At 75.2% G+C, this 21712-nt stretch carries 18 protein-coding genes; 11 read left to right on the top strand and 7 right to left on the bottom strand.

All coding sequences use genetic code 11. The annotated features are described in order from the left end of the window. Window positions 1–33: 33 nt before the first annotated feature. The gene (locus tag ACYVO2_RS16215; RefSeq protein ID WP_461008511.1) at window positions 34–1617 is read right to left on the bottom strand and encodes an alpha/beta hydrolase; all 1584 of its coding nucleotides are present in this window, start codon (window positions 1615–1617) and stop codon (window positions 34–36) included. A 107-nt stretch (window positions 1618–1724) separates the two neighbouring features. On the opposite strand from ACYVO2_RS16215, the gene ACYVO2_RS16210 reads away from it, so the two are divergent. Next, window positions 1725–2681, top strand: coding sequence for a hypothetical protein (locus tag ACYVO2_RS16210; RefSeq protein ID WP_461008510.1), 957 nt, complete (start codon window positions 1725–1727; stop codon window positions 2679–2681). 25 nt (window positions 2682–2706) lie between these two features. On the opposite strand, the gene ACYVO2_RS16205 is transcribed toward ACYVO2_RS16210, so the two are convergent. Further along, on the bottom strand, window positions 2707–4077 hold the full coding sequence (locus ACYVO2_RS16205) for an MFS transporter (RefSeq protein ID WP_461008509.1): 1371 nt from the start codon (window positions 4075–4077) through the stop codon (window positions 2707–2709). Next, the gene (locus ACYVO2_RS16200) at window positions 4074–4652 is read right to left on the bottom strand and encodes a TetR/AcrR family transcriptional regulator (protein ID WP_461008508.1); all 579 of its coding nucleotides are present in this window, start codon (window positions 4650–4652) and stop codon (window positions 4074–4076) included. The genes ACYVO2_RS16205 and ACYVO2_RS16200 overlap by 4 nt, the downstream gene beginning before the upstream one ends. Before the next feature lie 722 nt (window positions 4653–5374). Here ACYVO2_RS16200 and ACYVO2_RS16195 point away from each other — a divergent pair. From ACYVO2_RS16195 to ACYVO2_RS16175, 5 genes are all read left to right on the top strand, one after another. After that, entirely contained in the window at window positions 5375–6634 is a 1260-nt protein-coding gene (locus ACYVO2_RS16195) for an ABC transporter substrate-binding protein (RefSeq protein ID WP_461008507.1), read from the top strand. Window positions 6635–6645: 11 nt separating this feature from the next. Continuing rightward, on the top strand, window positions 6646–7638 hold the full coding sequence (locus tag ACYVO2_RS16190) for a carbohydrate ABC transporter permease (RefSeq protein ID WP_461008506.1): 993 nt from the start codon (window positions 6646–6648) through the stop codon (window positions 7636–7638). Continuing rightward, on the top strand, window positions 7635–8504 hold the full coding sequence (locus ACYVO2_RS16185; protein WP_461008505.1) for a carbohydrate ABC transporter permease: 870 nt from the start codon (window positions 7635–7637) through the stop codon (window positions 8502–8504). Before ACYVO2_RS16190 ends, ACYVO2_RS16185 begins: the two co-directional genes overlap by 4 nt. Window positions 8505–8509: 5 nt before the next feature. Beyond that, window positions 8510–9124: a hypothetical protein gene (locus ACYVO2_RS16180; protein WP_461008504.1), complete on the top strand. Its 615-nt coding sequence runs from the start codon at window positions 8510–8512 to the stop codon at window positions 9122–9124. Between the two features lie 106 nt (window positions 9125–9230). After that, complete coding sequence (locus tag ACYVO2_RS16175) at window positions 9231–11951, top strand: exo-rhamnogalacturonan lyase family protein (RefSeq protein ID WP_461008503.1); 2721 nt, start codon at window positions 9231–9233, stop codon at window positions 11949–11951. Between the two features lie 113 nt (window positions 11952–12064). Here the strand turns inward: ACYVO2_RS16175 and ACYVO2_RS16170 are convergent, their stop codons facing one another. Further along, a complete protein-coding gene (locus tag ACYVO2_RS16170; RefSeq protein WP_461008502.1) occupies window positions 12065–12907 on the bottom strand; it encodes a tyrosine-protein phosphatase in 843 nt (280 codons plus the stop codon). 489 nt (window positions 12908–13396) lie between these two features. Between ACYVO2_RS16170 and ACYVO2_RS16165 the strand changes: the two genes are divergently transcribed. The 4 genes from ACYVO2_RS16165 (at window position 13397) to ACYVO2_RS16150 (ending at window position 17550) form a co-directional block, all read left to right on the top strand. Beyond that, a complete protein-coding gene (locus ACYVO2_RS16165) occupies window positions 13397–14401 on the top strand; it encodes a DUF5954 family protein (RefSeq protein ID WP_461008501.1) in 1005 nt (334 codons plus the stop codon). 254 nt (window positions 14402–14655) lie between these two features. Next, window positions 14656–14997 carry an MmcQ/YjbR family DNA-binding protein gene (locus tag ACYVO2_RS16160; protein ID WP_461008500.1) on the top strand — a complete coding sequence of 114 codons (342 nt, stop codon included), beginning with the start codon at window positions 14656–14658 and terminating at the stop codon, window positions 14995–14997. A gap of 130 nt (window positions 14998–15127) precedes the next feature. Next, window positions 15128–16906, top strand: coding sequence for a sensor histidine kinase (locus ACYVO2_RS16155; RefSeq protein ID WP_461008499.1), 1779 nt, complete (start codon window positions 15128–15130; stop codon window positions 16904–16906). Continuing rightward, window positions 16903–17550 carry a response regulator gene (locus tag ACYVO2_RS16150; protein WP_461008498.1) on the top strand — a complete coding sequence of 216 codons (648 nt, stop codon included), beginning with the start codon at window positions 16903–16905 and terminating at the stop codon, window positions 17548–17550. The genes ACYVO2_RS16155 and ACYVO2_RS16150 overlap by 4 nt, the downstream gene beginning before the upstream one ends. A gap of 241 nt (window positions 17551–17791) precedes the next feature. Here the strand turns inward: ACYVO2_RS16150 and ACYVO2_RS16145 are convergent, their stop codons facing one another. The 3 genes from ACYVO2_RS16145 to ACYVO2_RS16135 form a co-directional block, all read right to left on the bottom strand. Beyond that, window positions 17792–18334: a hypothetical protein gene (locus ACYVO2_RS16145; protein ID WP_461008497.1), complete on the bottom strand. Its 543-nt coding sequence runs from the start codon at window positions 18332–18334 to the stop codon at window positions 17792–17794. 153 nt (window positions 18335–18487) lie between these two features. Further along, window positions 18488–19867 (bottom strand): hypothetical protein, encoded by a 1380-nt coding sequence (locus tag ACYVO2_RS16140; protein ID WP_461008496.1) that lies wholly within the window; start codon window positions 19865–19867, stop codon window positions 18488–18490. Between the two features lie 505 nt (window positions 19868–20372). Next, window positions 20373–21248: a hypothetical protein gene (locus tag ACYVO2_RS16135; RefSeq protein WP_461008495.1), complete on the bottom strand. Its 876-nt coding sequence runs from the start codon at window positions 21246–21248 to the stop codon at window positions 20373–20375. Window positions 21249–21534: 286 nt separating this feature from the next. Here ACYVO2_RS16135 and ACYVO2_RS16130 point away from each other — a divergent pair, with 286 nt between their 5' ends. After that, window positions 21535–21669 (top strand): LPFR motif small protein, encoded by a 135-nt coding sequence (locus ACYVO2_RS16130; protein WP_461008494.1) that lies wholly within the window; start codon window positions 21535–21537, stop codon window positions 21667–21669. The last annotated feature ends 43 nt before the right edge of the window (window positions 21670–21712 follow it).

The following is a 21712-nucleotide window of genomic DNA, read 5'->3' as shown; positions in this document are numbered from 1 at the left end:
CCGCCCCGCGTCAGCGGGCCGCGCCGTCCCGCCTCAGCGGGTCGTCCCCGTCCCCAGCAGCGCCGGCAGCGGGTTCACCAGCGCGGTGCCGGCGTCGCCCTGCGCGCGCGCGTCCTGCCGCTTGGGCCACACCGCCGGGCAGTGCGTGCCGGACTTCGGCGTCTTCAGCGACACCAGGTAGGTGTCGATCGCCTTCCGGGCGCACGGGCTGAGCCAGTAGTCGCCGTGGCCCACGCCGTCGTAGGTGAGGAGCACCGCCTCCTTGCCGATCTGCTTGGCGGAGTTCTGCCCCCACGAGTACGGCGTCGCCGGGTCCCACTTGCTGTTGGTCATCAGGATCTTCGGCGTGCCGTCGACCTTCAGCTTGGCCTGCGGGTTGCTGACCTTCCGCGGCCAGGTGTCGCAGCCCGTCAGGTCCGTCCAGCCCAGCGGGCTGAGCCGGGTGTGCGGGGCCAGGCGCTTGAGCTTGCCCTCGAGCTTGGCCAGCTCCTTGTGGTCCTTCAGCGTGAAGTTGAAGTCCTCGCACATCACCGCGCGGTAGGCGAACTCCACGGCCTCCCCGCGCTCCCGGGCCGGCACCGCGCGGGTGTTGCCGGCGTCGACCTCCTTGAGCACCTCGGCGAGCTCGAACCAGGACGCCGGGTCGTAGAAGTACCCGAAGATCGCCTCCTGGAGGTCCCGCACGGTGATCTTCTCCGACGGCTCGCCCGGCACCGTCAGCTTCCCGGCCTCGGCCCGCTTCATCAGCGAGTCGAACAGGGCCCGCACGTCCTTGCCGTGCAGCGCGCAGCCGGACGTCCGCTTGCACCAGTCGGCGAACTGGTTGAACGACCCCTCGACGGCCTCGGCCTGCGTGGTCTGGTACCCCCACGTGAACAGGCTGTGGTCCATGTTGGAGTCCAGCGTCATCGCCCGCACCCGCTTGGGGAACATCTGCGCGTACTGCTGGCCGATCAGCGTGCCGTACGACACCCCGTAGTAGCTGATCCTGCTCTCGCCGAGGGCCGCCCGGATCGCGTCCATGTCCCGCACGACGCTGGCGGTGTCCACGTTCTCCACCAGCGGCCCGTTGAGCTTCTTGCAGTTGTCGCCGAGCTTCCTCGTGGCCTTGCGCAGCGCGGAGAACTGGGCGTCGTTCTTGGGGAACAGCAGCTTGTCCTGGGCGACGATCAGGCTCTCGTCGCACCTCACCGGGGCGCTGCGGGCCACACCCCTGGGGTCGAACCCGACGATGTCGAACCGCGCCAGCACCTCGGGGGAGAACGACCCGTCCGCCATCATCGCGAAGTCCACCCCGGACCCGCCGGGCCCGCCCGGGTTGACCAGCAGCGAACCGATCCGGCGCTTGGGGTCGGTGGCCCGGTGCCGGGCCACGGCTATCTGTATGGTCTTGCCCTTGGGGTTCTTCCAGTCCACGGGCACCTTGACCTTGGCGCACTGGACACTCTTCTCCTCGGGGCAGGCCTTCCAGGCCAGCCCCCGGCCCGAGGACGAGGCCGTCCCCGACGGGGCGGCGACGGCCGTTCCCGCGAGGGCCTGCCCGACCAGCGCGGCGACCAGCGCCCCGACGGCCAGTCCCCGTCTCCTCGCACGCGACGGCACAGCGGCTTGCGCCACGAACACACCTCCAGCGATCGACACTTCCGCCTATACACACGTGCGAATCCCGGTTCGGGTTGACACCGAGTTGACACTGACACGGTGTGAGCCGCTGCACTGCGCCCATGACCGCCTACACGGGCTCCGGCCCCTACTGCTACGCGAACTCCCTGGCGATGGTCCTCGGCCCCGACGCGCCCCCGCCCGCCGTCATCGAGACCCTCACCGGCTCGCCCTTCGGCGTCCAGCTCCTGGCCGGGACCCTGCCGCTGTTCGACCCGTACGGCTGGGACCCGGAGACCGGCCTCAGCGACGCCATCGACCTGCTCGGCCTGCGCTGCGAGCGGACCGCGGGCGGCACGCCCGAGCAGGCCCTCGCCCGCCTGCGCTCGGCCTGCGCCGCGGGGCCCGTGCTGGCCGGCCCGCTGGACATGGGCCTGCTGCTGTACCAGCCCGGCACCCCGCGGGCGGGCGACGGCGAGCAGGACGTGGCCGACCACTACGTCGTCGTCCTGGCCGTGGAGGACGGCACCGTGCTGCTCCACGACCCCCACGGCCACCCGTACGCGACCCTGCCCGCCGCTGCGTTCACCGCCTCCTGGGAGGCCGGGGCCGTCCCCTACACCGACGTCCCGTACGTGATGCGCGCCGGCTTCGCCCGCCACCGCCGCGTCACCCCCGACGAGGCGCTGCGGGCGTCCCTTCCCCGCGCCGCCCGGTGGCTGGCGGGCCGCCGCGACCTGCCCGTCCCCCCGGGCACCCTGGGCGGCGCCGCCGCCCTGGAGACCCTGGCCGCCGAGGTGCGCGGGGGCCGCCTCGCCCCCGCCGTGCGCGGGCTGCTGGCCGCGTTCGGCATCCGCGTGGGCACCCGCCGCCTGCTGGACGCCGCCACCTGCCTGGCCTCCCTCGGCCTGGCGGCCGCCGCCCGGGCCGCCGACGGCCAGGCCAGGATCCTCGGCGGCCTCCAGCACCCCCTGGTCACGGGGGACGACGAGGCGCTCGCCGCGGGCCTGCTCCGCCTGGCGCCCACCTACCGGCATCTGCTGGAGGAGCTCACCGCGGCGGGCGTCCCCCACCCCTGACGGGCACGCCCCGGGCCGACACCGCTCACCGCCGGGCCGTCACCGGCTCCGCCGCCGCCTCCCCGGGGCGGCCCGGCAGCCCCACCGCCACCAGCGCCCCGATCGCCGCCACCGCCCCCAGCACCAGCAGCGCGGAGCCCGTGCGCAGCGCGGTGTCCAGGCCCACCAGCATGGCCGCCACCGCCACCCCCACCGTCGGGCCGACGTTCATCGCCGTCTGCTGGAGGCCCCCCGCCACCCCGGCCGCCGCCACCGGGGCGTGCCGCACCACCACGGCCGTCGCCGTCACCATCACCGCCCCGAAGCCGCCGCCGAGCAGCAGGAACCCGCCGCCCCACCACGCCCACCCGACCCCCTCGGCGAGCCGGGACAGGGCGAGCACGCCCAGGCAGAGCAGGCCCATCGCGGCCACCGCGGTGCGCCGGGGCCCGTACCGCCGCGCCAGCGCCGGGCACAGCGGCGCGCCCAGCACCATCGCCGCCGCCAGCGGCAGCACCCGCAGCCCGGTCTCCAGCGGGCCCAGCCCGAGGACGTCCTGGAGGACGTACGTGCCGACGAACAGGGTGCCGAACAGCGCGGCGGACGCGCACACCAGCACGCCGAGCGCGGCCGACACCGCGGGGGCGCCCACCACGTCCGGCGGCACCAGGGGGTTCGCCGCCCGCCGCTCGTGCCGGACGAACGCCGCGCCGGCGGCCGCCGCGACGGCGAACCCGGCGCCCGAGGAGGCCGTCCAGCCCGAGGCGGGCACCGCGACCAGGCCGTGCACCAGGCACGCCAGCGCCACGGCCAGCAGGCAGGCGCCCGGCAGGTCGAGGCGGGCCGGCCCGGCGGGGGCGTCCGGGCGGGCCGGCTCCGGCGCGGCGAGCGCCAGCGCGGCGATGGCCGGCGCGGGCACGACGTGCAGAAAGAACACCGCCCGCCACCCCAGCTCCTCCACCAGCACCCCGCCGAGGAGCGGACCGGCCGCCGCCGCGAGGCCGATGGCGCTCGTCCGCAGCGCGATCGGCCTGCCCAGCCGCTCCGGCGGGTAGGCGGCGCGCAGCATGCCGAGCGTCGCCGGTTGCAGCAGCGCCCCGCACACCCCCTGGAGGACGCGCAGCGCCACCACCCACCCGATCCCCGGAGCCAGCCCGATCCCGGCCGAGGCGGCGGCGAACCCCAGCGTCCCCGCGGCGAACACCCGCCGGTGGCCGTACCGGTCGCCGAGCCGCCCGGAGAACACCAGCAGACTCGCCACCGCGATGAGGTACCCGGTGCTGGTCCACTGCACCTCGCCGAACGAGGCGTGCAGGTCGCGCTGCATGGTGGGCTGCGCGAGGGTCAGCATCGTGCCGTCCAGGGCGACGATCACCGCGCCGGTGACGCAGGCGACGAGCGTCGCGGGCCGCCTCACCGCTCCTCCGGCCCGAGGTGCGCCTCCAGCGCGGCCCGCAGCAGCGGCTCGACGTCGTCGGCGCCGGTCGCGAGCTGGAGCGCGCCCCACTGCCACAACTGGGCGACGCCGTGCAGGTTCGCCCACAGCGCACCGGCGACGGCCTCCGGCGGGGCGGCCGGGCGGACCCGGGCGACCAGGTCCACGAGCAGCCGGAACAGCGGCAGGCTCGTCTCCCGCAGCCCGAGCCGGCCGCTCTCCAGCAGGTCGTGCCGGAACATCAGCTCGAACATGCCGCGCTCGGTGCGCGCGAAGTCCAGGTAGACGCGGCCCAGCGCCGCGATCCGCGCCCGCGGCGCCGCCTGTCCGCGGACGGCCTCGGCGGCCCGCCGCTCCAGCTCGGCGAACCCCTCCCGGGCGATCGCCGACAGCAGGGACCGGTGCGTCGGGAAGTACCGCCGCGGCGCCCCGTGCGACACCCCGGCCCGCCGCGCGATCTCCCGCAGCGACAGCGCGGCGACGCCCTCCCGGCCCACCGTCTCCACCCCGGCCCGAACCAGCCGCGCCCGCAGACCCGTGGGGTCGTGTTCCTGCATGGGCAGTGTCTACCAGGGTGAGTAGACAGTGTCTACCGCACTGGCGGGCCGAGCGGCGGGGACCAGCGGCGGGCGCCGTGGCCCCCGGCGGGCGCGCCGAGCGGTGCCGACGCCGGGAGTCGGCGCACCGGCCGGCGCCGACCGGGCGGCGGCCACCCGCCAGGGACTGGCGGGGGAGTGGGCGGCGGGCGTGAAGGCCCGGGGGTCCGGCGGGTGAGGCGATCGCGGGAGCCGGCGGCTGGGCAGTGTCCACCAGGGGCCGTGACCCCGGCCGGCGCGCCGAGCGGCGCCGACCGGGCGGCGGCCACCCCCAGGGACTGGCGGGAGTGGCGGGTCGCGGAGAGGGTGGGCCTGGAGGACCGGTGTCCGCACCCCACCAACCCGAGCGACACTCCGCACCCCACCCGCGGCCACGCCCGCCCTCCGCCCGGCCCACCGCCCCCTCGCCCGCCGCCCGAAACCCCACTCCCACCCACCTCCGACCCCGCCCGAACCCGGCCCCCCACCCGCCTCCACCCCCCGCTCCACCCCTCTCACCCCACCGCCTCCGCACCCCTGCCCCACCCCCGCCCCCGTTTTTGATCAGCAGTCAGTTCTGTCCGATCCATTGACGGGAGTCCACCTCGTTTTTAACGTTTCAACGCAAGCGCTTTCTAAAGATCATTTCAGGGATCGCTTCAAGATCATTTGTGGTGCGCGAACGACTCCAAAGGGGGAGCGGCATGCACGTATCAACACGCCTGCGCACAGCCGGGGCGGGGCTCGCGGCGCTGGCCCTCCTCGTCGCGGGATGCGGCGGGGACGACGGCAGCGGCTCGGGCAAGACGGAGATCCGCTACTCCTGGTGGGGCAACGCCGAGCGCGCGGAGCTGATCCAGAAGACGATCGCCCTCTTCGAGAAGAAGCACCCGGACATCAAGGTCAAGGCGGACTTCCAGGAGTACGAGTCCTTCTGGAAGAAGTTCTCCACCCAGGCGGCGGGCGGCGGCGCCCCCGACGTCTTCCAGAACTCCGTGACCTTCCTGCGCGAGTACGGCGAGAAGAACGTGCTCCTCGACCTCAACCGCCAGGTCAAGGCCGGCAACCTCGACCTGAGCGACTTCCGCGCCGACATCGACAAGATCGGCGTGGTGGACGGCAAGCAGTACGGCGTCCCGGTCGGCGCCAACACCTTCGCCCTGGTCTACCGGCCCGAGGAGTTCAAGAAGGTCGGCGTGACGCCCAAGCCCGGCTGGACCTGGGACGAGTACCACGAGGCTGTCGAGAAGATCAGCGACAAGGGCGGCATCAAGGGCAACAGCGGCCCCGCCAACACCATGTACTTCTACGACCTGGTCCTGCGCCAGCAGGGCAAGGCGTTCTTCACCGAGGACGGCCTGGGCTTCACCAAGGACGACCTGAGGACGTTCTGGGGCGAGGAGTCCAAGGGCAGCAAGGAGGGCCTGTACGTCCCGCAGAAGAAGGCCGACCAGGTCGCGCCGAAGTCCGTGCTCAGCGCGGGCGAGTCCGCCTCCGAGTTCAACTGGGACAACTTCCTGCCCCGCTTCGTCGGCGAGAGCGGCGACGACCTGGCCCTGGCCCCCATCCCCACCGCGGACGGCAAGAAGACCGGCCAGTACCTGTCCTCCCTGATGCTCAGCGGCTACGCCCGCACCAAGCACCCGGAGGAGGTCGCCAAGTTCATCAGCTTCATGGTCAACGACCCCGAGGTCGGCAAGATCATGGGCTACAACCGCGGCGTGCTGCCCACCAACGCCCAGTTCGAGGCGTTCAAGCCCGCAGGCCCGGACAAGCTGGTCGCCGATTACGAGCAGCAGTCCGAGCCCTACCTGGAGCCGATCACCCCGCAGCCGGCCGGCACCGGCGTCGTCGAGGCCGCGTTCAAGCGCATCTACGAGGACCTCAACCACGGCAGCCTGTCTGTGGACGACGCCGTGGACCAGTTCTTCTCCGAAGCCGAGCAAGCTCTCAACAAGGACTGACGGAGGGCCTGGTGGCTCACACACAGACGCCGTCGCCGCCGCGCGCCCGGCCGCTGTCCAAGCGGCCGGGCGGCGGTGGGCCGCGCGACGCGGCGCGGCAGCCGAGGACCAGCGCGCGCACCCGCGAGAACCTGGCGGGCTACCTGTTCCTGACGCCCTGGTGCATCGGGATGCTGCTGCTCACCCTCGGCCCGATGCTGGCCTCGCTGTACCTGTCGTTCACCGACTACGACCTGCTCCAGTCACCGAACTGGGTCGGCTTCGACAACTACCAGCGCATGTTCGAGGACGACCGCTACCTCCAGTCGGTCAAGGTCACCCTGCTGTACGTGCTGGTCGGCACCCCGCTCAAGCTCGCCGCCGCCCTCGGCGTGGCGCTGCTGCTGGCGAAGCCGCGCCGGGGCCAGGGGTTCTACCGCTCCGCGTTCTACGCGCCGTCGCTGATCGGCGCGTCGGTGAGCATCGGCATCGTGTGGCGGGCCATCTTCTCCGACGACGCCGCGGTCGACCGCGTCCTCGGCTCGGTCGGCATCGGCACCGGCGGCTGGGTCGGCGACCCCGACCTGTCGCTGCTCACCCTGATCGCGCTGACCACCTGGCAGTTCGGCGCGCCCATGGTGATCTTCCTGGCCGGCCTCAAGCAGGTGCCCCGGGAGCTGTACGAGGCGGCCGAGGTGGACGGCGCGGGCCGGTGGCGGCGGTTCGTCTCCATCACCCTGCCGATGATCTCGCCGGTGCTGTTCTTCAACCTGCTGCTGGAGACCATCCACTCCTTCCAGGTGTTCACCTCGGCGTTCGTGGTGAGCAACGGCAAGGGCGGCCCCGCGGACTCGCTGCTGTTCTACACGATGTACCTCTACGAGCAGGGCTTCACCAACTTCCGCATGGGCTACGCCTCCGCCATGGCGTGGATGCTGCTGCTCGGCGTCGGCCTGGTGACCGCGGTGCTGTTCAAGACCTCGCGGGGCTGGGTCCACTACTCCGGTGAGGAGGCCAAGGCATGACCACCGCCACCGCGGCCCCGGCGCGGGCCGGCCGGCGCCGGGCCGGGTCGATCGCCTGGCACCTGGGCGCGCTGGTGACGCTCGGCGTCATCCTCTACCCGCTGGTGTGGCTGATCAGCAGCTCGTTCAAGCCGTCGCAGGACATCGTCGGCAACGTCGAGGTGCTGCCGTCGAACGGGACGCTGGACAACTACTCCAGCGCGCTGGACGGCGTGGCGGGGGTGGAGATCTGGAGCTACTTCGTCAACTCCACGATCCTCGCCGTCGGCTCCGTCGTCGGGGTGCTGTTCTCGGCGTCGCTGACCGCGTACGCCTTCGCCAGGATCAGGTTCGCGGGCCGCAACGTGCTGTTCGCGATGATGATCGGCACCCTGCTCCTGCCGTACCACGTGCTGATCATCCCGCAGTACATCCTGTTCCAGAAGATGGACATGATCAACACCTATGTCCCGCTGCTGCTGGGCAAGTTCCTGGCCGTGGAGGCGTTCTTCGTCTTCATGCTGGTGCAGTTCATGCGCGGGCTGCCCAGGGAGCTGGACGAGGCGGCGCGCATCGACGGCTGCGGGCATGTGAGGATCTTCCTGTTCATCATGCTGCCGCTGACCCGGCCGGCGCTGATCACCGCGGCGATCTTCAGCTTCATCTGGGCGTGGAACGACTTCCTCAGCCCGCTGCTGTACCTCAACGACCCGTCGAAGTACCCGCTGTCGCTGGGCCTGATGCAGTTCATCGACCAGCAGAGCCTGTCCGACTACGGCGCGATGACCGCCATGTCGCTGCTGGCGCTGCTGCCGGTGCTGCTGTTCTTCCTGGCGTTCCAGCGGTTCCTGGTGGACGGCGTGGCGACCTCGGGCCTGAAGGGGTGAGGGCGATGGCGACGACCGCGGCGGCCGACGTCCGCACCGAGCGCCACCCGCGCTTCTCCCTGTTCGCCGAGTGCATGCTCGCCGGGGTGTGGTGCTTCCTCGGGGCGCTGCCCCTGGTCACCGCGCCCGCGTCGTTCGCCGCCGCCTGCGCCCACGTCCGCCGCCACCTGGCGGGGGAGCGGGCGGGGATGCGCGAGTTCGCCGCCGACTGGCGGGCCGCCGCGGGCGGGCGCGGCTGGCTCGCCGGGCTGCTGGGCTGGGCGGCGCTGGCGGTGCTGCTGCTCGACGTCCGCGTCGGCTCCTCGGGGAGCCTGCCCGGCGGGCCGCTCGTCGTCGCGGTCGGCGCCGCCGGCGCCGCTGCCGTGACGGTGGTGGGGCTGCGCGCCGCGGCGGGGTGGCGGCCGGGCGAGCGGTGGTGCCGGCTCGCCCGGGACGGGGCCGCGCGCGCGGTCGCCGACCCGGCGGGCAGCGGCCTGCTGGCCGGCGGTCTCGTGGTGCTCGCCGTCGTCACCTGGGCGCTGCCGCCGCTGCTGCTGCCCACCCTCGGCTGCCTGGCCGCGGCCGCGGTGGCCGTGGAGCGGCGCGCGGGCTTCGAGGAGACCGACGCCCCCGCCGCCTGAGTACCACCTTCCCTTCATCGTTGGCCGGCGGACGCGTCCGAAGGACTGCGGGCGCGTCCGCCGCCCGGCAACGCACCCGACAGACACTCGAGTGAGGCGGTGCACCATGCCCGACATCCCCCGGCGGTCCCTGATCGCCACGGCCGCGGTCGCCGGAGCGGCCGGCCAGTTGTCCTGGGCCGCTCCGGGCCGTGCCGCGGCGGCCCCGGCCGCCCCGCGCGGAACCGAGGGACCCGTGGAGGTCCGCTGGCTGGAGCCCGGCGGGCCCGGCCGCGCCCCCGGCAGCACCTGGGGCGTGCCCTGGCCCAAGGGCCGGTTCCGACCCGGCCAGGCGTTCGCGCTGCGCACATCCGACGGCACCCGGGTCCCCGTGCAGACCTGGACCACCGGCTACTGGCCGGACGGCTCGCTGAAGTGGACGGCCCACGCCGTGGGCGGCGCGGTGCCCGCCGCCGAGTCGTACCTGCTGGAGCCGGGGCGGCCCGCCGCGCACCCCACGGCGCTGAAGGTGCACCGCGGCGGCGGCCACGTCACCGTGGACACCGGCGTCGTCAGCGTCCGCATCCCCAGGAGCGGCAGCCGCGTGGTGGACTCCATCACCCGCGGCGGCAAGGAGATCGCCGGCCGCGGCGAGCTGGTGCTGCTGCGGCAGGACGCGATCGCCGACGGCGACCGCGGCGAGGTGCGGTGGGAGCGGTTCACCAGCGCGGTGACCAGGACCACCGTCGAGCAGGACGGCCCGGTGCGCGCCGTGGTGCGGGTGGAGGGCAAGCACCGCAAGGGCAACCGCTCCTGGCTGCCGTTCAGCATCCGGCTGTACTTCCACGCCGGGTCCGAGGCCGTGCGGATGGTGCACACCATCGTGTGGGACGGCGACCAGGACAAGGACTTCGTGCGCGGCCTCGGCGTGCGGTTCGCCGTCCCCATGCGCGACGAGCCGCACAACCGGCACATCCGCCTCGGCGGCGAGGGCGACGGCATGCTCTACGAGGCCGTCCGCGGAATAACAGGCCTGAGGCGCGACCCGGGCAAAGCCGTCCGCGACGCCCAGGTCGCCGGGCGGCCCACCCCCGACACCGCCACCTGGGACACCCGCGTCAGCAGCCGCCTGCACCTGATCCCCACCTGGAGCGACTACACCCTCAGCCAGCTCAGCGCCGACGGCTTCACCGTCCGCAAGCGCACCAAGGCCGGGCACGGCTGGATCGCCGCGGGCGGCGGGCGGCGCGCCTCCGGCTTCGGCTACGTCGGCGGGGCGGGCGGCGGCCTGTCCTTCGGACTGCGCGACTTCTGGCAGCGCCACCCCACCCAGCTCGACGTGCGCGGCGCCGCCACCGACACCGCCGAGGTCACCGTGTGGCTGTGGTCCCCCGAGGCCCAGCCGATGGACCTGCGCTTCTACCACGACGGCATGGGCCAGGACACCTTCCCCGAGCAGCTCGAAGGGCTCCAGATCACCTACGAGGACTACGAGCCGGGGTTCGGCACGCCGTACGGCATCGCCCGCACCAGCGAGCTGACCCTGTGGGCCATGGACGCCACCCCGAGCGCGGAGGTCCTCGCCGGGCAGGCCGCCGCCGTGCGCACCCCGCCGCAGCTCGTGGTGGGGCCCGAGCACCTGCACGCCGCCGGCGTGTTCGGCGACTGGGCGCCGGTGGACCGCTCCACCCCGGCCAAGGCCGAGATCGAGGACCACCTCGACTTCCTGTTCTCGTACTACAAGGGGCAGGTGGAGCAGCGGCGCTGGTACGGCTTCTGGGACTACGGCGACATCATGCACACCTACGACGTGGACCGGCACCAGTGGCGGTACGACGTCGGCGGGTACGCGTGGGACAACTCCGAGCTGTCCCCCGACCTGTGGCTGTGGTACGCCTATCTGCGCTCCGGGCGCGCCGAGGTGTTCCGGTTCGCCGAGGCGATGACCCGCCACACCGGCGAGGTGGACGTCTACCACCTGGGGAAGTGGGCGGGGCTCGGCACCCGGCACGGCGTCCAGCACTTCGCCGACAGCGCCAAGCAGCAGCGCATCAGCACCGCCGCCTACCGCCGCTTCCACTACTTCCTCACCGCGGACGAGCGCGTCGGCGACCTGATGCGGGACCTGGTGGACTCGGACCGGACGTTCCTGGTGCTCGACCCCCTCCGCAAGATCCGCACCGAGCCCTACGAGCCCGACCCGCACGCCCTGGCCATCGGGCTCGGCACCGACTGGAGCGGGCTCGCCGCGGCGTGGCTGACCGAGTGGGAGCGCGGCGGCCCGCAGGCGGAGACCGCGAGGAAGAAGCTGCTGGCGACCATGCGCACCATCGCCCGCATGCCCAACGGCTTCGTCACCGGCGGCGGCCTGTACGACATCGACACCGGCGAGTTCGCCGAGGCCCAGAAGAAGACCGACGTCAGCCATCTGTCGGCGATGTTCGGCCAGGTGGAGATGTGCAGCGAGCTCATCTCCATCGTGGACATGCCGGACTTCGAGAAGGCGTGGCTCCAGTACTGCCGCCTGTACGGGGCCACCCCCGCGGAGCAGGAGGCCGAGACCGGCAAGGCGTTCGGCAACCTCATCCTCAAGCAGGGCCACTCCCGGCTCACCGCCTACGCGGCGGTGCGGCTGCGCGACGACAAGCTCGCGGCCCGCGCCTGGCGGGAGTTCTACACCGGCGACGGGTACGGGACGACGCTGCCGTGGAAGGCGCAGAAGCTCACCGGCCCCGCCGCGCTGGTGCCCGGCGAGGAGGCGACGTTCGTGGACACCAACACCACGGCGCTGTACGGCCTGGCGGCGATCCAGAACCTGGCGCTGATCGGGGACCGCATGCCCACCTGACGGCCACCGCCGCCGCCCCCACCCGGCCCGCCCGCCCCCGGCGGACGTCCCGGGCGGGGCGGCGGCACGGGCCCGCCCCGCCGGAAGGCCGCCCCGTCTCAGACCACTCCGTCTCAGACCACCCCGTCGAGCAGCCGCTCCCGCAGTTGCTCGCGCAACTCGGGACCGCAGCCCAGGGCCTCGCGCAGATACCGCTCGGGGCTGCCCCACCCCTCGCTTATCGCGGTCATCGCCACGTCCAGGTACTCCGCCCTGGCCTCGAACAGCGGGCTGAGCAGCTCCATCGCCTCCGGGCTCGGCCCGCCCGCGCCGTCCGCGTCCCGGCGGATCCGGTAGCGGCGGTGCGCCGCGTTGCTCTCCAGGTAGTCCGCCTGGATGGCGGCCGGCTCCACCCCGACCGCGAGCAGCACCATCACCACCGACAGGCCCGCCCGGTCCTTGCCCGCCGCGCAGTGCAGCAGTGCGGGCAGCCCGTCGTCCTCGGCCAGGGTGCGCAGCAGGCGCCCGAGTTCGGCGGTGCGGCCCACCACGATGTCCCGGTAGGCGGCGGCCATGCGCCGCTCGGCGCGCCCGCCCCCGAGGGCGTCGCGCAGCGCGGTGATCTCGCCGTCGCGGACGATGCGCCAGAACTCGGCGCCGTCCGCGGGGTCGTTCAGCGGCATCCGCACGTTGCGCACGCCCGGCAGCTCCACGTCCGGGCCCTCCAGCGCTATGTCCGCGTCGTTGCGCAGGTCGAAGACGGTGCGCAGGCCGAGGCCCGACAGGAACGCGGCGTCCTCCCCGGTGGCGTGCGCGAGGTGGCCGCTGCGGAACAGCCTGCCGTGGGCGACCCGGTACCCGTCCACCGTCGGCAGCCCGCCCACGTCGCGGAAGTTGCGCACACCGGACAGGGTCGGCTCGGCCGGGACGGTCTCGTGGGTCGTCTCCTGGGACACCGGCACTCCTTCGTGTTGCATCGTTTTCGGGCGGCGACCAGACGACGATACGGCAGCGCGCCCGGCCGGAGGAGGGGGCCGGGGCCCACCGGACGGCCGTCCCCGCAGGTCACCACCGCGGCGGTGGACGGAGGCGGGGCCCGGGCGCCCGCCGCGGGCCGCACCCCGCGCGGCGGTCCGCCAACCGGTCGGGGCGCCCGGCTGACCCCGCGGCGGCCCGCCGCCCCGGTCGGACGGTGCCGTTCCGGTACGGTCCGGGCGGGGCCCCGAGGGCGGGATCCGGACGGATTGCGGCCGGAGCGGGACGGGAGACCTGCTGTAGTACTGCCGGGGTACCGGCGGGGTACGGCAGGTGTACGAAGGGTGCCGGGCGCGGCGCCGGGGACGGCCCGCGGCGGCACCCTCCCCACCAGGGGCGTCCCGGGCCCGGGGAGCGCGCGGGGCCCCGGGGGTGCGCGTGGGATTGCCGAAACTCTGCGGTCCTCCGGGAGGACCGAGCACAATGCGTGCATGGCGAATGACGCTGAGGAAGTGCCCGAGCACCTGATCGTCAGGATGGTGCAGCGAGACGACCCCGTCTCCGCGGTCATCGAGGACGACGCGCGGCGCGCCCTGGAGGCATTTCCCGACGTGGCGGGGACCGGCCCGGTGTTCGGGTGCGCGCGCGAGGGCGAGGACGGGCTGTGGACCGTCCTGACCATGGGCGAGTGCGCCCCGCAGGCGGCCAGGGACTCGCTGGCCTCCCACTTCCGCAGGACGGCCCACGAGACCCGGGAGGCCGGCGGGCCCGCCGGCGCGGCCGAGGAGCACCTGGCCGCGGCGGCCCTGCTGGACCGCGAGGTCACCGACGAGCTGACCGTCGCCGGCCGCCGCCACCGCATCATCCGCGGCGAGCAGTTCGTCCGCATGGGCCCGGACGGCCCCGAGCCGCCGCGCCCCACCGACCCCGACCCGCTGCCCGGCCGCGTCCGCGCCGCCCGCGGGCGCGGCTTCGTGCTCGACCCCGGCGCCGCCACCGGGCTCAGCGAGGGCCTGCTGCGGCTGCGGCTGCTGTCCCTGGTGCCCTGCCCCGACCCGTACCCGGACGACGGGCGGGCCGACGCCGCCCGCGCCGCCCTGCGCACCCATCCCGGCGGGGTGCTGCTTCCGGCCGAGTTCGCCGTCGCGGAGGAGACCGGCGGACGGTGGGAGCCGCTGACCGCGGCCGGCGCCCACCCGCAGGGCGCCCGCGAGGCGCTGGCGTTCTACCTGCGCGAGATGGCGCCCCGCTTCACCCGCATGGACGAGGAGGCGCGCGCCGTGTACGCGCGGGCCGCGGACCGCCTGGAGCGGGAGCGGCGCGACGAGGTGGCCGTGCCGGGCCGCCGGTTCCGCGTGGTGCGCGTCGAGCAGCTCGTCCGGCTCGGCCCCGACGGCCCCGAGCCGCCCCGGCCCACCGACCTCGACCCGTTCCCGCCGGTGGAGGTGCAGGCCCGGCAGGTCGGCGAGGAGGGCGTCGCGGGCCTGGAGGGCTGACCGGCCCGACGCTCCCCCACCCCGCCGGGCCCGGCCTGTTCCCCGCCGCCGGGCCCGGACTCCTCTCCGCCGCCGGACCCGGCTCGTGCCGCGCCGCCGGGGCCCGGCGGCGTTCTCGCGGCCGGGCCCGGCCGAGGGCCCGCGCCCGGCGGCCGGGGCCGGCTGTCGGTGGCAGGGGTTAACGTTCGCGGTGAGGTGCGGGAGGCCGCAGGCAGACCCGCCCCGCCAGGCCCACGTTCCCCCACGGAGAGCCCATGCCCGCCGCCGACGACGTCCGCAGGATCGCCCTGTCCCTCCCGGAGACCGCCGAGAAGCTGTCCTGGGGCATGCCCACCTTCCGGGTGCGCGGAAAGATCTTCGCCATGCTGTCCGACGACGACGCCGCCGTCACCGTCCGCTGCCCGGTCGAGGACCGCGAGGAGCTGATCATCGCCGAGCCGGAGAAGTTCTTCCTCCGCGGCGGCTGGGACTCCGCGGGCGCCTGGCTGAACGTACGCCTGGCCGCGCTGGACGACGTGGCGGAACTCACGGCGATACTCCAGGACTCCTGGGGCCTGACCGCCCCCCGCTCCCTGGCCGCCGAGCACAGCGGCTAGCCGCGCGCCCCCTCGGTGGGCGGTGCGCCCTCCCGGGCGGGCGGCAGGTCCGGTGCGGCTGCCCTACGGTTAGGGGCGTAAGCGCACCGGTGGGCGGAAAGGCCCCGACGACAGCCAGGAGGATCCTGACGTGGGCCTTGGGGTCCGCCTTGCGGCCTGGGCGGTGGTGGCGCTGGCGGCGGGCGTGGTCGCGGAGTGGGCGTACGCCCGCGCGGGCGCCTCGGCGGCCGACGTGGCCCGGGACCTGTCCGTGGGGTGGGCGTTCGCCGGCGCGGGCCTGGTCGCCCGGTGGCGGCGCCCGGCCAACCCCACGGGGGCGCTGATGCTCGCCGAGGGGCTCACCTGGTTCCTCGGCAACCTCCAGGGCACGGCCGTGCCGGCGCTGTTCGCGGTCGGCGCGTGGTTCGAGGCGCTGAACCTGGCGGTGCTGGCCCACCTCGTCCTGGCCTACCCCGAGGGCAGGCTGCCCACCCGAGTCTCCCGGTGGGTGGTCGGCGTGGGCTACGGCCTGGTCGCGGTGGCCGGCCTGGCGCGGGTGACCCTGTTCGACCCGGCGGTGAGCTCCTGGGCCACCTACCTGAGCTGCTCCACGCGCTGCGGCCCCAACGCGCTGCTGCTCCACCACGACCCGGAGCTGTTCGAGGCGGTGGACGCCGCCTACCGAGGGCTCGGCGCGGTACTGACCGCGGTGGTGCTGGTGGAGCTGGCCCGCCGCTGGCGCGCCGCCTCACCGGCCCGCCGCCGGGTGCTGCTCCCCGCGTGGCTTTCGGTGCTGCTCGCCATGGTGTTCATCGGCTGGGGCATGCTGCACGTCCTCACCCCAGGCACCATCGGCGCCGTCGAGCGGCTGCTCGCCCTGCTGTCCGACCTCAGCCAGGTCGCGGTGCCGCTGGCGTTCCTCGCCGGGCTGCTGCGGATGCGGCTGCGGCGCGCCGCGGTGGGCAACCTCGTCATCGAGGTCGGCGCCAACCCCACCCCGCGCCGCCTCCAGGAGGTGCTGGCCCGGGTCACCGGCGACCCGTCGCTGCGGCTCGGCGTGTGGGCGCCCTCCGCCTCCGCGTACCTGGACGTGGACGGCGCCCCGCTGCCGCCGCCCGCCGAGGGCGCCGGCCGCGCCGTCACCCTGGTGGACCGCGGCGGCGAGCCCGCGGCGGTGCTGATCCACGACCCGGGCCTGGACGAGGACCCGGAGCTGCTGGCCGCGGTCGCCGCCTCGCTGCGCCTGGGCCTGGAGAACACCTGGCTGCGCGAGGAGGTCACCGCCCGGCTGGAGCAGGTCAGGGCCGCGGGCTCGCGGATCGTGGAGGCCGCCGACCGGGAGCGGCGGCGCCTGGAGCGGGACCTGCACGACGGCGCGCAGACCCGGCTGGTGTTCGCCCTGATGACCCTCAGGCGGCTGGACGCGCGGCTGGCCAAGCAGGCCGACGACAAGCTCCGCCTCACGGTGCGGGAGGCCGACCGGACGCTGCGGGTGGCCCTGGACGAGCTGCGCGACCTCGCCCGCGGCATCCACCCGGCGCTGCTCACCCGGGAGGGCATCGGGCCCGCGGTGAGCGCGCTGGCGGAGCAGGCGGCGATGCCGGTCGTGGTCATGGTGGAGCCCGGCCGCTACCCGTCGGTGATCGAGGCCACCGCGTACTTCACCGTGTGCGAGGCGCTGTCCAACGCGGCCAAGCACGCCGACGCCCGCGCGGTGAGCGTGTGGGTGCGCCGGGAGGGGGAGCGGCTGGTCGTGGAGGCGGTGGACGACGGGGCCGGCGGCGCGGACCTGGCCCGCGGCACGGGTCTGCGCGGCCTCGCCGACCGGGTCACGGCCGTGGGCGGCGAGCTGCGCGTGGTCAGCCCCGTCGGGGGCGGCACCACGGTGCGGGCCGAGCTGCCGGTGGAGGTTGCGGTGGGGCGGCCGTGAGAGTCGTCGTCGCCGAGGACTCGGCGCTGCTGCGCGAGGGCCTGGTCCGCCTGCTCCGGGAGGCCGGGATCGAGGTGGCGGGCCAGACCGACAACGCGGTGGACCTGCTGGCCCTCGCCGACGCCGAGCTGCCCGACGTGGTGCTCGCCGACATACGCATGCCGCCCACCCACACCGACGAGGGGCTGCGCGCCGCCCGCGAGCTGCGGCTGCGCCACCCCGCGATGGGCGTGCTGATCCTGTCCCAGTACGTGGAGACCGGCAGCGCGGTGCGGGAGGTGACCCGGGACCTGAAGGGCTTCGGTTACCTCCTGAAGGACCGTGTCGCGGACATCGACGAGCTCGTCGAGGCGATCGTGCGGGTGGCGCGCGGGGAGTCCGTGGTGGACCCCGAGGTGGTGGAGCGGTTGCTGAACCGCAGAAGGACCACCAGCGCGCTGGACGACCTGACCGGGCGGGAGCGGCAGGTCCTGGCGCTGATCGCGGAGGGCCGCTCCAACGAGGCGATCGGGCAGCGGCTCGGCGTGGGCGGCAAGACCGTCGAGACGCATGTGCGGAACATCTTCACCAAACTGGGCCTGGAGCCGAGCCTGGCCGACCACCGGCGGGTGCTCGCGGTGCTGACGTACCTCCAGGCGTCCTAGAACCGCCCTGGGGTCGGCGGCGGCTCAGGGTCTGCCCTGATGTGCGGACGACGCGGCCCCCCTAAGTTGGTCGTGCCAGGTCGCGTCTTCGCCCGGGGGGGCGTCCGGGGGGGGAGCGGGTCCGGCCGCCACGAGGGGAGCGGCCGGACCCGCCCGACCTGTTTCCGGGCCGCGCGGGCCCGCCGCGCGGACGGGCGGGTGACGGCCCGTCGGTCCGGCCGTCACCCGCCCCGGTGCCCGGCTAGTCGACGACGGCCAGGGCGTGCGGGCCCGAGGACTCGGTGACGCCCTCGGCGGTCAGGCAGCCCGTGACGGAGGGTTGCAGCCCGGTGGCGACCCGCAGGACCGTGGCGCCGGCGAACTGGCCCTCGACCACCTCGCCCTCGGCGACGAGCACGCTCTCGCCCGCGGGCTTGAGGTTCACGGTGATGTGGTAGTCGATGACGCTGTCCGGGCCCGCGTTCCAGTCCACCACCGCGGTGGTGTCGAAGGCGGCGGCGGTGCAGCTCGCCATGCCCGTGCCGTGGGTGGTGAACCTGGCGGCGGTGATCGCCGGGTTGCCGACCGACAGACAGGGGCCGAGCATGCCCTCGGTGTCCACGCTGGTGGGCCTGGACTCGGTGGTCAGACCCGGGCTGAAGTGCGCGTTCACCCAGCCCGTGGGGCACGCCGCCAGGGTGGGCGCGGCGTGCGCCGGGGCGGTGCCGGTGAGGGCGAGCAGGGGCAGGAGCAGGGCCGCGAGGAGCGCGGCGGCGCGGGTCGCGGTGGTACGCGCGTCCGGCATGGAGGTCCCCTCCGGGAGCGGTGGATGGCAGGTGTTCGGGATCCCGGCCGAACACTGTGCTGCCCCCCGGTGATCGCGGCAAGGAGTGGGGAAGGGCGCGCGGGAGCGGACTCCGGCTCGCGGCCCGCCGGTGCCACCGGCCGCCCGCCCCGGTTACCCGCGGATGTCGGCCGCGGTCTCGGTGAGGCCCGCCACGCGCATCGCCGCCGCGATGAGCAGTTGGCGGTCCCTGGGCACGGCGGCGACCGCCCCCAGCAGCTCCCGCAGCAGGCTCGTGGCCTCGGCCGACGCCAGATCCCCGGCCAGCCCCGCCACCACCTCGGGCGGGCGCACCCGGGTCACCGTCCCCAGCAGCAGGTTGGCCTGATCCCGCCACCCCGCCTCCGCCAGCGCCAGCGCGGCGGCGGCCACGTCGGCGTGGGCCCGCGACGAGGCGTGCACCAGCAGCTCGCGGCACTCCTCGGCCAGGCCGCACTTCACCAGCCAGGCGCTGAACGCGGCCACCTCCTGCGGGGAGCGGGACGACAGCTCCCACACCAGCACGTTCGCGTCGGTGCTCAGCCCGGCCACCGACAGGGCCGCGAGCAGCGCCGGGAACCGCTCCGGGGCCCAGGCCGAGGCGGCCCACAGCAGCCGCTGCGCCTCCTGGGCGCGGCCCTCGCCGCGCAGCCGGATCACCGCCTCCGCCAGCCCCTTGGCGTCCGGGTCCCGGGCGAGTTCCGCACGGACGGTGTCCTGCCCGGGCGCGGCCTCCGGCCCGGGCGCCCGCTCGGTGCCGTTCCTGCGGGCGAAGCGGCGCCGCGCCGGCGCCGCGCCGCCGAACCGGGCTCCGGTCGGCGGCGGTTCGGCGGCTTCGGCCTCGGGCGCGGGCCGCGGCGGGGGGGCGGCCTCCGGCTCGGTGTAGGCGCCGGCGAACCGGGCGCCGGTCGGGCGGGCCCGGCGCGTGGGGCGGGCGCTGCGCTGGTGCCGCTCCTCGGCGGCGGCCAGGCGTTCGGCCAGCTCGGCGCGGCGGGTCTCGGCCAGCGCCCGCTGCCGCCTGACCCGGCGCAGCTCCTCGTGGATGGCGATGAGCCGCCTGCGGTAGTCGGCGTGCTCCACGGCGCCGCCCTGCACCGCGGCCTGCTGGGCGCGGACGTCGCCGAGGAGCTGCTGCTCGCGGCGGGCCGTGCGCTCCAGGCCGGTGTCCATCGCGTCGAGCTCGGCGCGCAGCTCCTCCACCCGGGAGGGGTCGGCGTCCACCGCGCGCACCGCGGCGGCGTGCAGCTCCTCGGCCCGGCGGCGGGCCTCGGGTTCCAGCCGCACCCCCCGGTGCTCGGCCAGGTGACTGATGAGGCCCGACACCACGTCACGGGGCGGGAGGCGGGAGCCGTCGAGGTAGTGGCGCATGGCGTCGGGGTCGTTCAGGGCCCAGGAGCTGTACCGGTCGGGGGAGGTGCCGAGCGAGGCCACCAGGGTGCGCAGGCACTGGGCGAGGGCCTTCACCTCGGGCGGGAGGTCGGCTGCCAGCGGACGCGGTACGCCGTTCTGCTCCATGCGCCCGATACTGCTGATGGACCCTCGCCGCTGCCATACCTTGTGCGTTACGAGAACGTATCGCGGAGTTTTCCGGCCAAGATTCCCCCGTGGGGTGAGCCGCGGGACGGGGCGCGGCGGGGACCGCCGGGGAGGGCCGGGCGCCTGCGGGACGGGGCGGGGACGGGGCGTCCGCAGCGGGAGGTGTCGCCGTGTCAGGCGTGCTCAGGCGCACCGCGGGGGCCGCTGCCGCGGGCCCGGTCCGCCGCCCGGCCGGCCGGGAGCGCCGGTGGTCGCGCACCCCGCGGCCGGACACCTCGCCCCCGGTCCCGCCCGGCGGCGCACCCCGCGAGGACTGGCCCGGAGGCGCGCGGCGCGCTGAGGCTCCGCGGGGCGCACCCGGCGTGCCCCACCGGCCCGCCGCGCGCACCGCGCCCCGCTTCGAGCCGTCGGCACCCGTGCCGTTCCGCGCCGCGACACGGGACGGGGCCGCCCGGGCCGCCGCGGTGGCGCCGCCCGGTCCCGCTCAGCCGGTCGTCGGCCGGTACGCGTAGACGGTGGTGCTCACCGCGCACACGCCGGGCTGGATCATCTGGGCGCGCAGCGTGCGCGTCGCCGGGTCGTAGTCGACGCCCTCCGCCTCGAAGGCGCCGGTGCAGGCGCTGCGCTCCGGGAGCGGGCCGAGGCTGGTGACCCGGCCGGTGACCTCGGTGCCGTCCAGGGCGCGCGGCAGGTCCACCTGGAGCAGCGGCCGGGAGTCGGGCCACAGCGCGCGGGTGGCGTCGTTGGAGGCGCACACCAGCCGGGTCGGGGAGACGAAGTCGCAGCCCTGGATGTCGCGGACGGGCGGTTCGAGGCGGATCCGGCCCGCCTGCGCGAGCGTGCCCCCGGCCGGCGGGGTGGCCGGGTTGAGCACCGGGGTGGGGAAGACCTGGAGCCGGTCCTGGTCGCCCCACTCGCCGGAGACCAGCCACTGCCCGTCGGGGGAGACGGCGGCGAAGGAGTTGTTGAGCCGCTCGCCCGGGTCGAGCGGGTGCTCGTACAGGTGGCGGGTGCCGTCGGGGCCGGTCGCGGCGAACATCTTCTTCGTGGCGCCGGAGCCGCCCTGGTAGGCGTCGAAGACCCAGCCGCCCGCCGCGTCGGGGTCGCCGATGTGCTCCCAGCCGCGCAGCCGCAGCGACAGCGGGATGGACGCAAGGCCCCGGTACAGCAGCGAGCCGTCGGCCAGGGTGGCCAGGCCCTGACCCCCGGTCAGGGTGTTCACGGTGGTGCCGCCGCCGACCGTCCACCCGCCGGGGGAGGCGGACGCCGGGCCGTGCGCGGCCAGGGTGAGGGTCAGGGTGCCGAGCAGGGCGACGGCGGCGCGGGCTGCCGTGCGCACGGGGGAGCGGTGCGGACGCATGGGGCTCCTCGTCGGTGGAGGGCGGTCGCGGGGCCGGGCGGCGCGCGCCGGTCGGGCGCGCCGCCAGCGGTGAGCGTAGGGCCGCCCGCGCCCCGGCGCTACCACTGGGTAACCCGCGGGGGCGTACCCGCCGGTGAACCGGGCCCGGCCCCGGCGCGCGCCGGGGCCGGGCCCGGTTCACCGCACGCCCGGGTGCCTCAATGAGGTTTTCGATCGCTCACTCCGGAAAGGCGGCAACCGAACGGACATTACGGGCCAACACTGGCCGAACACACTGGAGGCAACCATGTTCAGGGCGATCGCCGACGTTCTCCGTGCCATCGGTGGCACCCTCGCCTCGGTGGTGACCCTCCCGTTCCGGGCGCTCGCCCGGCTCTTCGGCGGGGCCTCCCACACCGCGCACGCCGGCCGCCGCCGCTGACGGCCCCCCACGGCCCCGCGAGGGCCCCGACCCGCGGCTTCCC

The organism is Streptomyces capparidis, assembly GCF_054782095.1.
This window is presented reverse-complemented; position numbering and strand designations above follow the sequence as displayed.

Coding starts and splice junctions, on each gene's coding strand:
- ACYVO2_RS16210 (WP_461008510.1), top strand. CDS start 1,725: ATGACCGCCTACACGGGCTCCGGCCCCTACTGCTACGCGAACTCCCTG.
- ACYVO2_RS16200 (WP_461008508.1), bottom strand. CDS start 4,652: ATGCAGGAACACGACCCCACGGGTCTGCGGGCGCGGCTGGTTCGGGCC.
- ACYVO2_RS16195 (WP_461008507.1), top strand. CDS start 5,375: ATGCACGTATCAACACGCCTGCGCACAGCCGGGGCGGGGCTCGCGGCG.
- ACYVO2_RS16185 (WP_461008505.1), top strand. CDS start 7,635: ATGACCACCGCCACCGCGGCCCCGGCGCGGGCCGGCCGGCGCCGGGCC.
- ACYVO2_RS16180 (WP_461008504.1), top strand. CDS start 8,510: ATGGCGACGACCGCGGCGGCCGACGTCCGCACCGAGCGCCACCCGCGC.
- ACYVO2_RS16175 (WP_461008503.1), top strand. CDS start 9,231: ATGCCCGACATCCCCCGGCGGTCCCTGATCGCCACGGCCGCGGTCGCC.
- ACYVO2_RS16170 (WP_461008502.1), bottom strand. CDS start 12,907: ATGCAACACGAAGGAGTGCCGGTGTCCCAGGAGACGACCCACGAGACC.
- ACYVO2_RS16165 (WP_461008501.1), top strand. CDS start 13,397: ATGGCGAATGACGCTGAGGAAGTGCCCGAGCACCTGATCGTCAGGATG.
- ACYVO2_RS16160 (WP_461008500.1), top strand. CDS start 14,656: ATGCCCGCCGCCGACGACGTCCGCAGGATCGCCCTGTCCCTCCCGGAG.
- ACYVO2_RS16145 (WP_461008497.1), bottom strand. CDS start 18,334: ATGCCGGACGCGCGTACCACCGCGACCCGCGCCGCCGCGCTCCTCGCG.
- ACYVO2_RS16140 (WP_461008496.1), bottom strand. CDS start 19,867: ATGGAGCAGAACGGCGTACCGCGTCCGCTGGCAGCCGACCTCCCGCCC.
- ACYVO2_RS16135 (WP_461008495.1), bottom strand. CDS start 21,248: ATGCGTCCGCACCGCTCCCCCGTGCGCACGGCAGCCCGCGCCGCCGTC.
- ACYVO2_RS16130 (WP_461008494.1), top strand. CDS start 21,535: ATGTTCAGGGCGATCGCCGACGTTCTCCGTGCCATCGGTGGCACCCTC.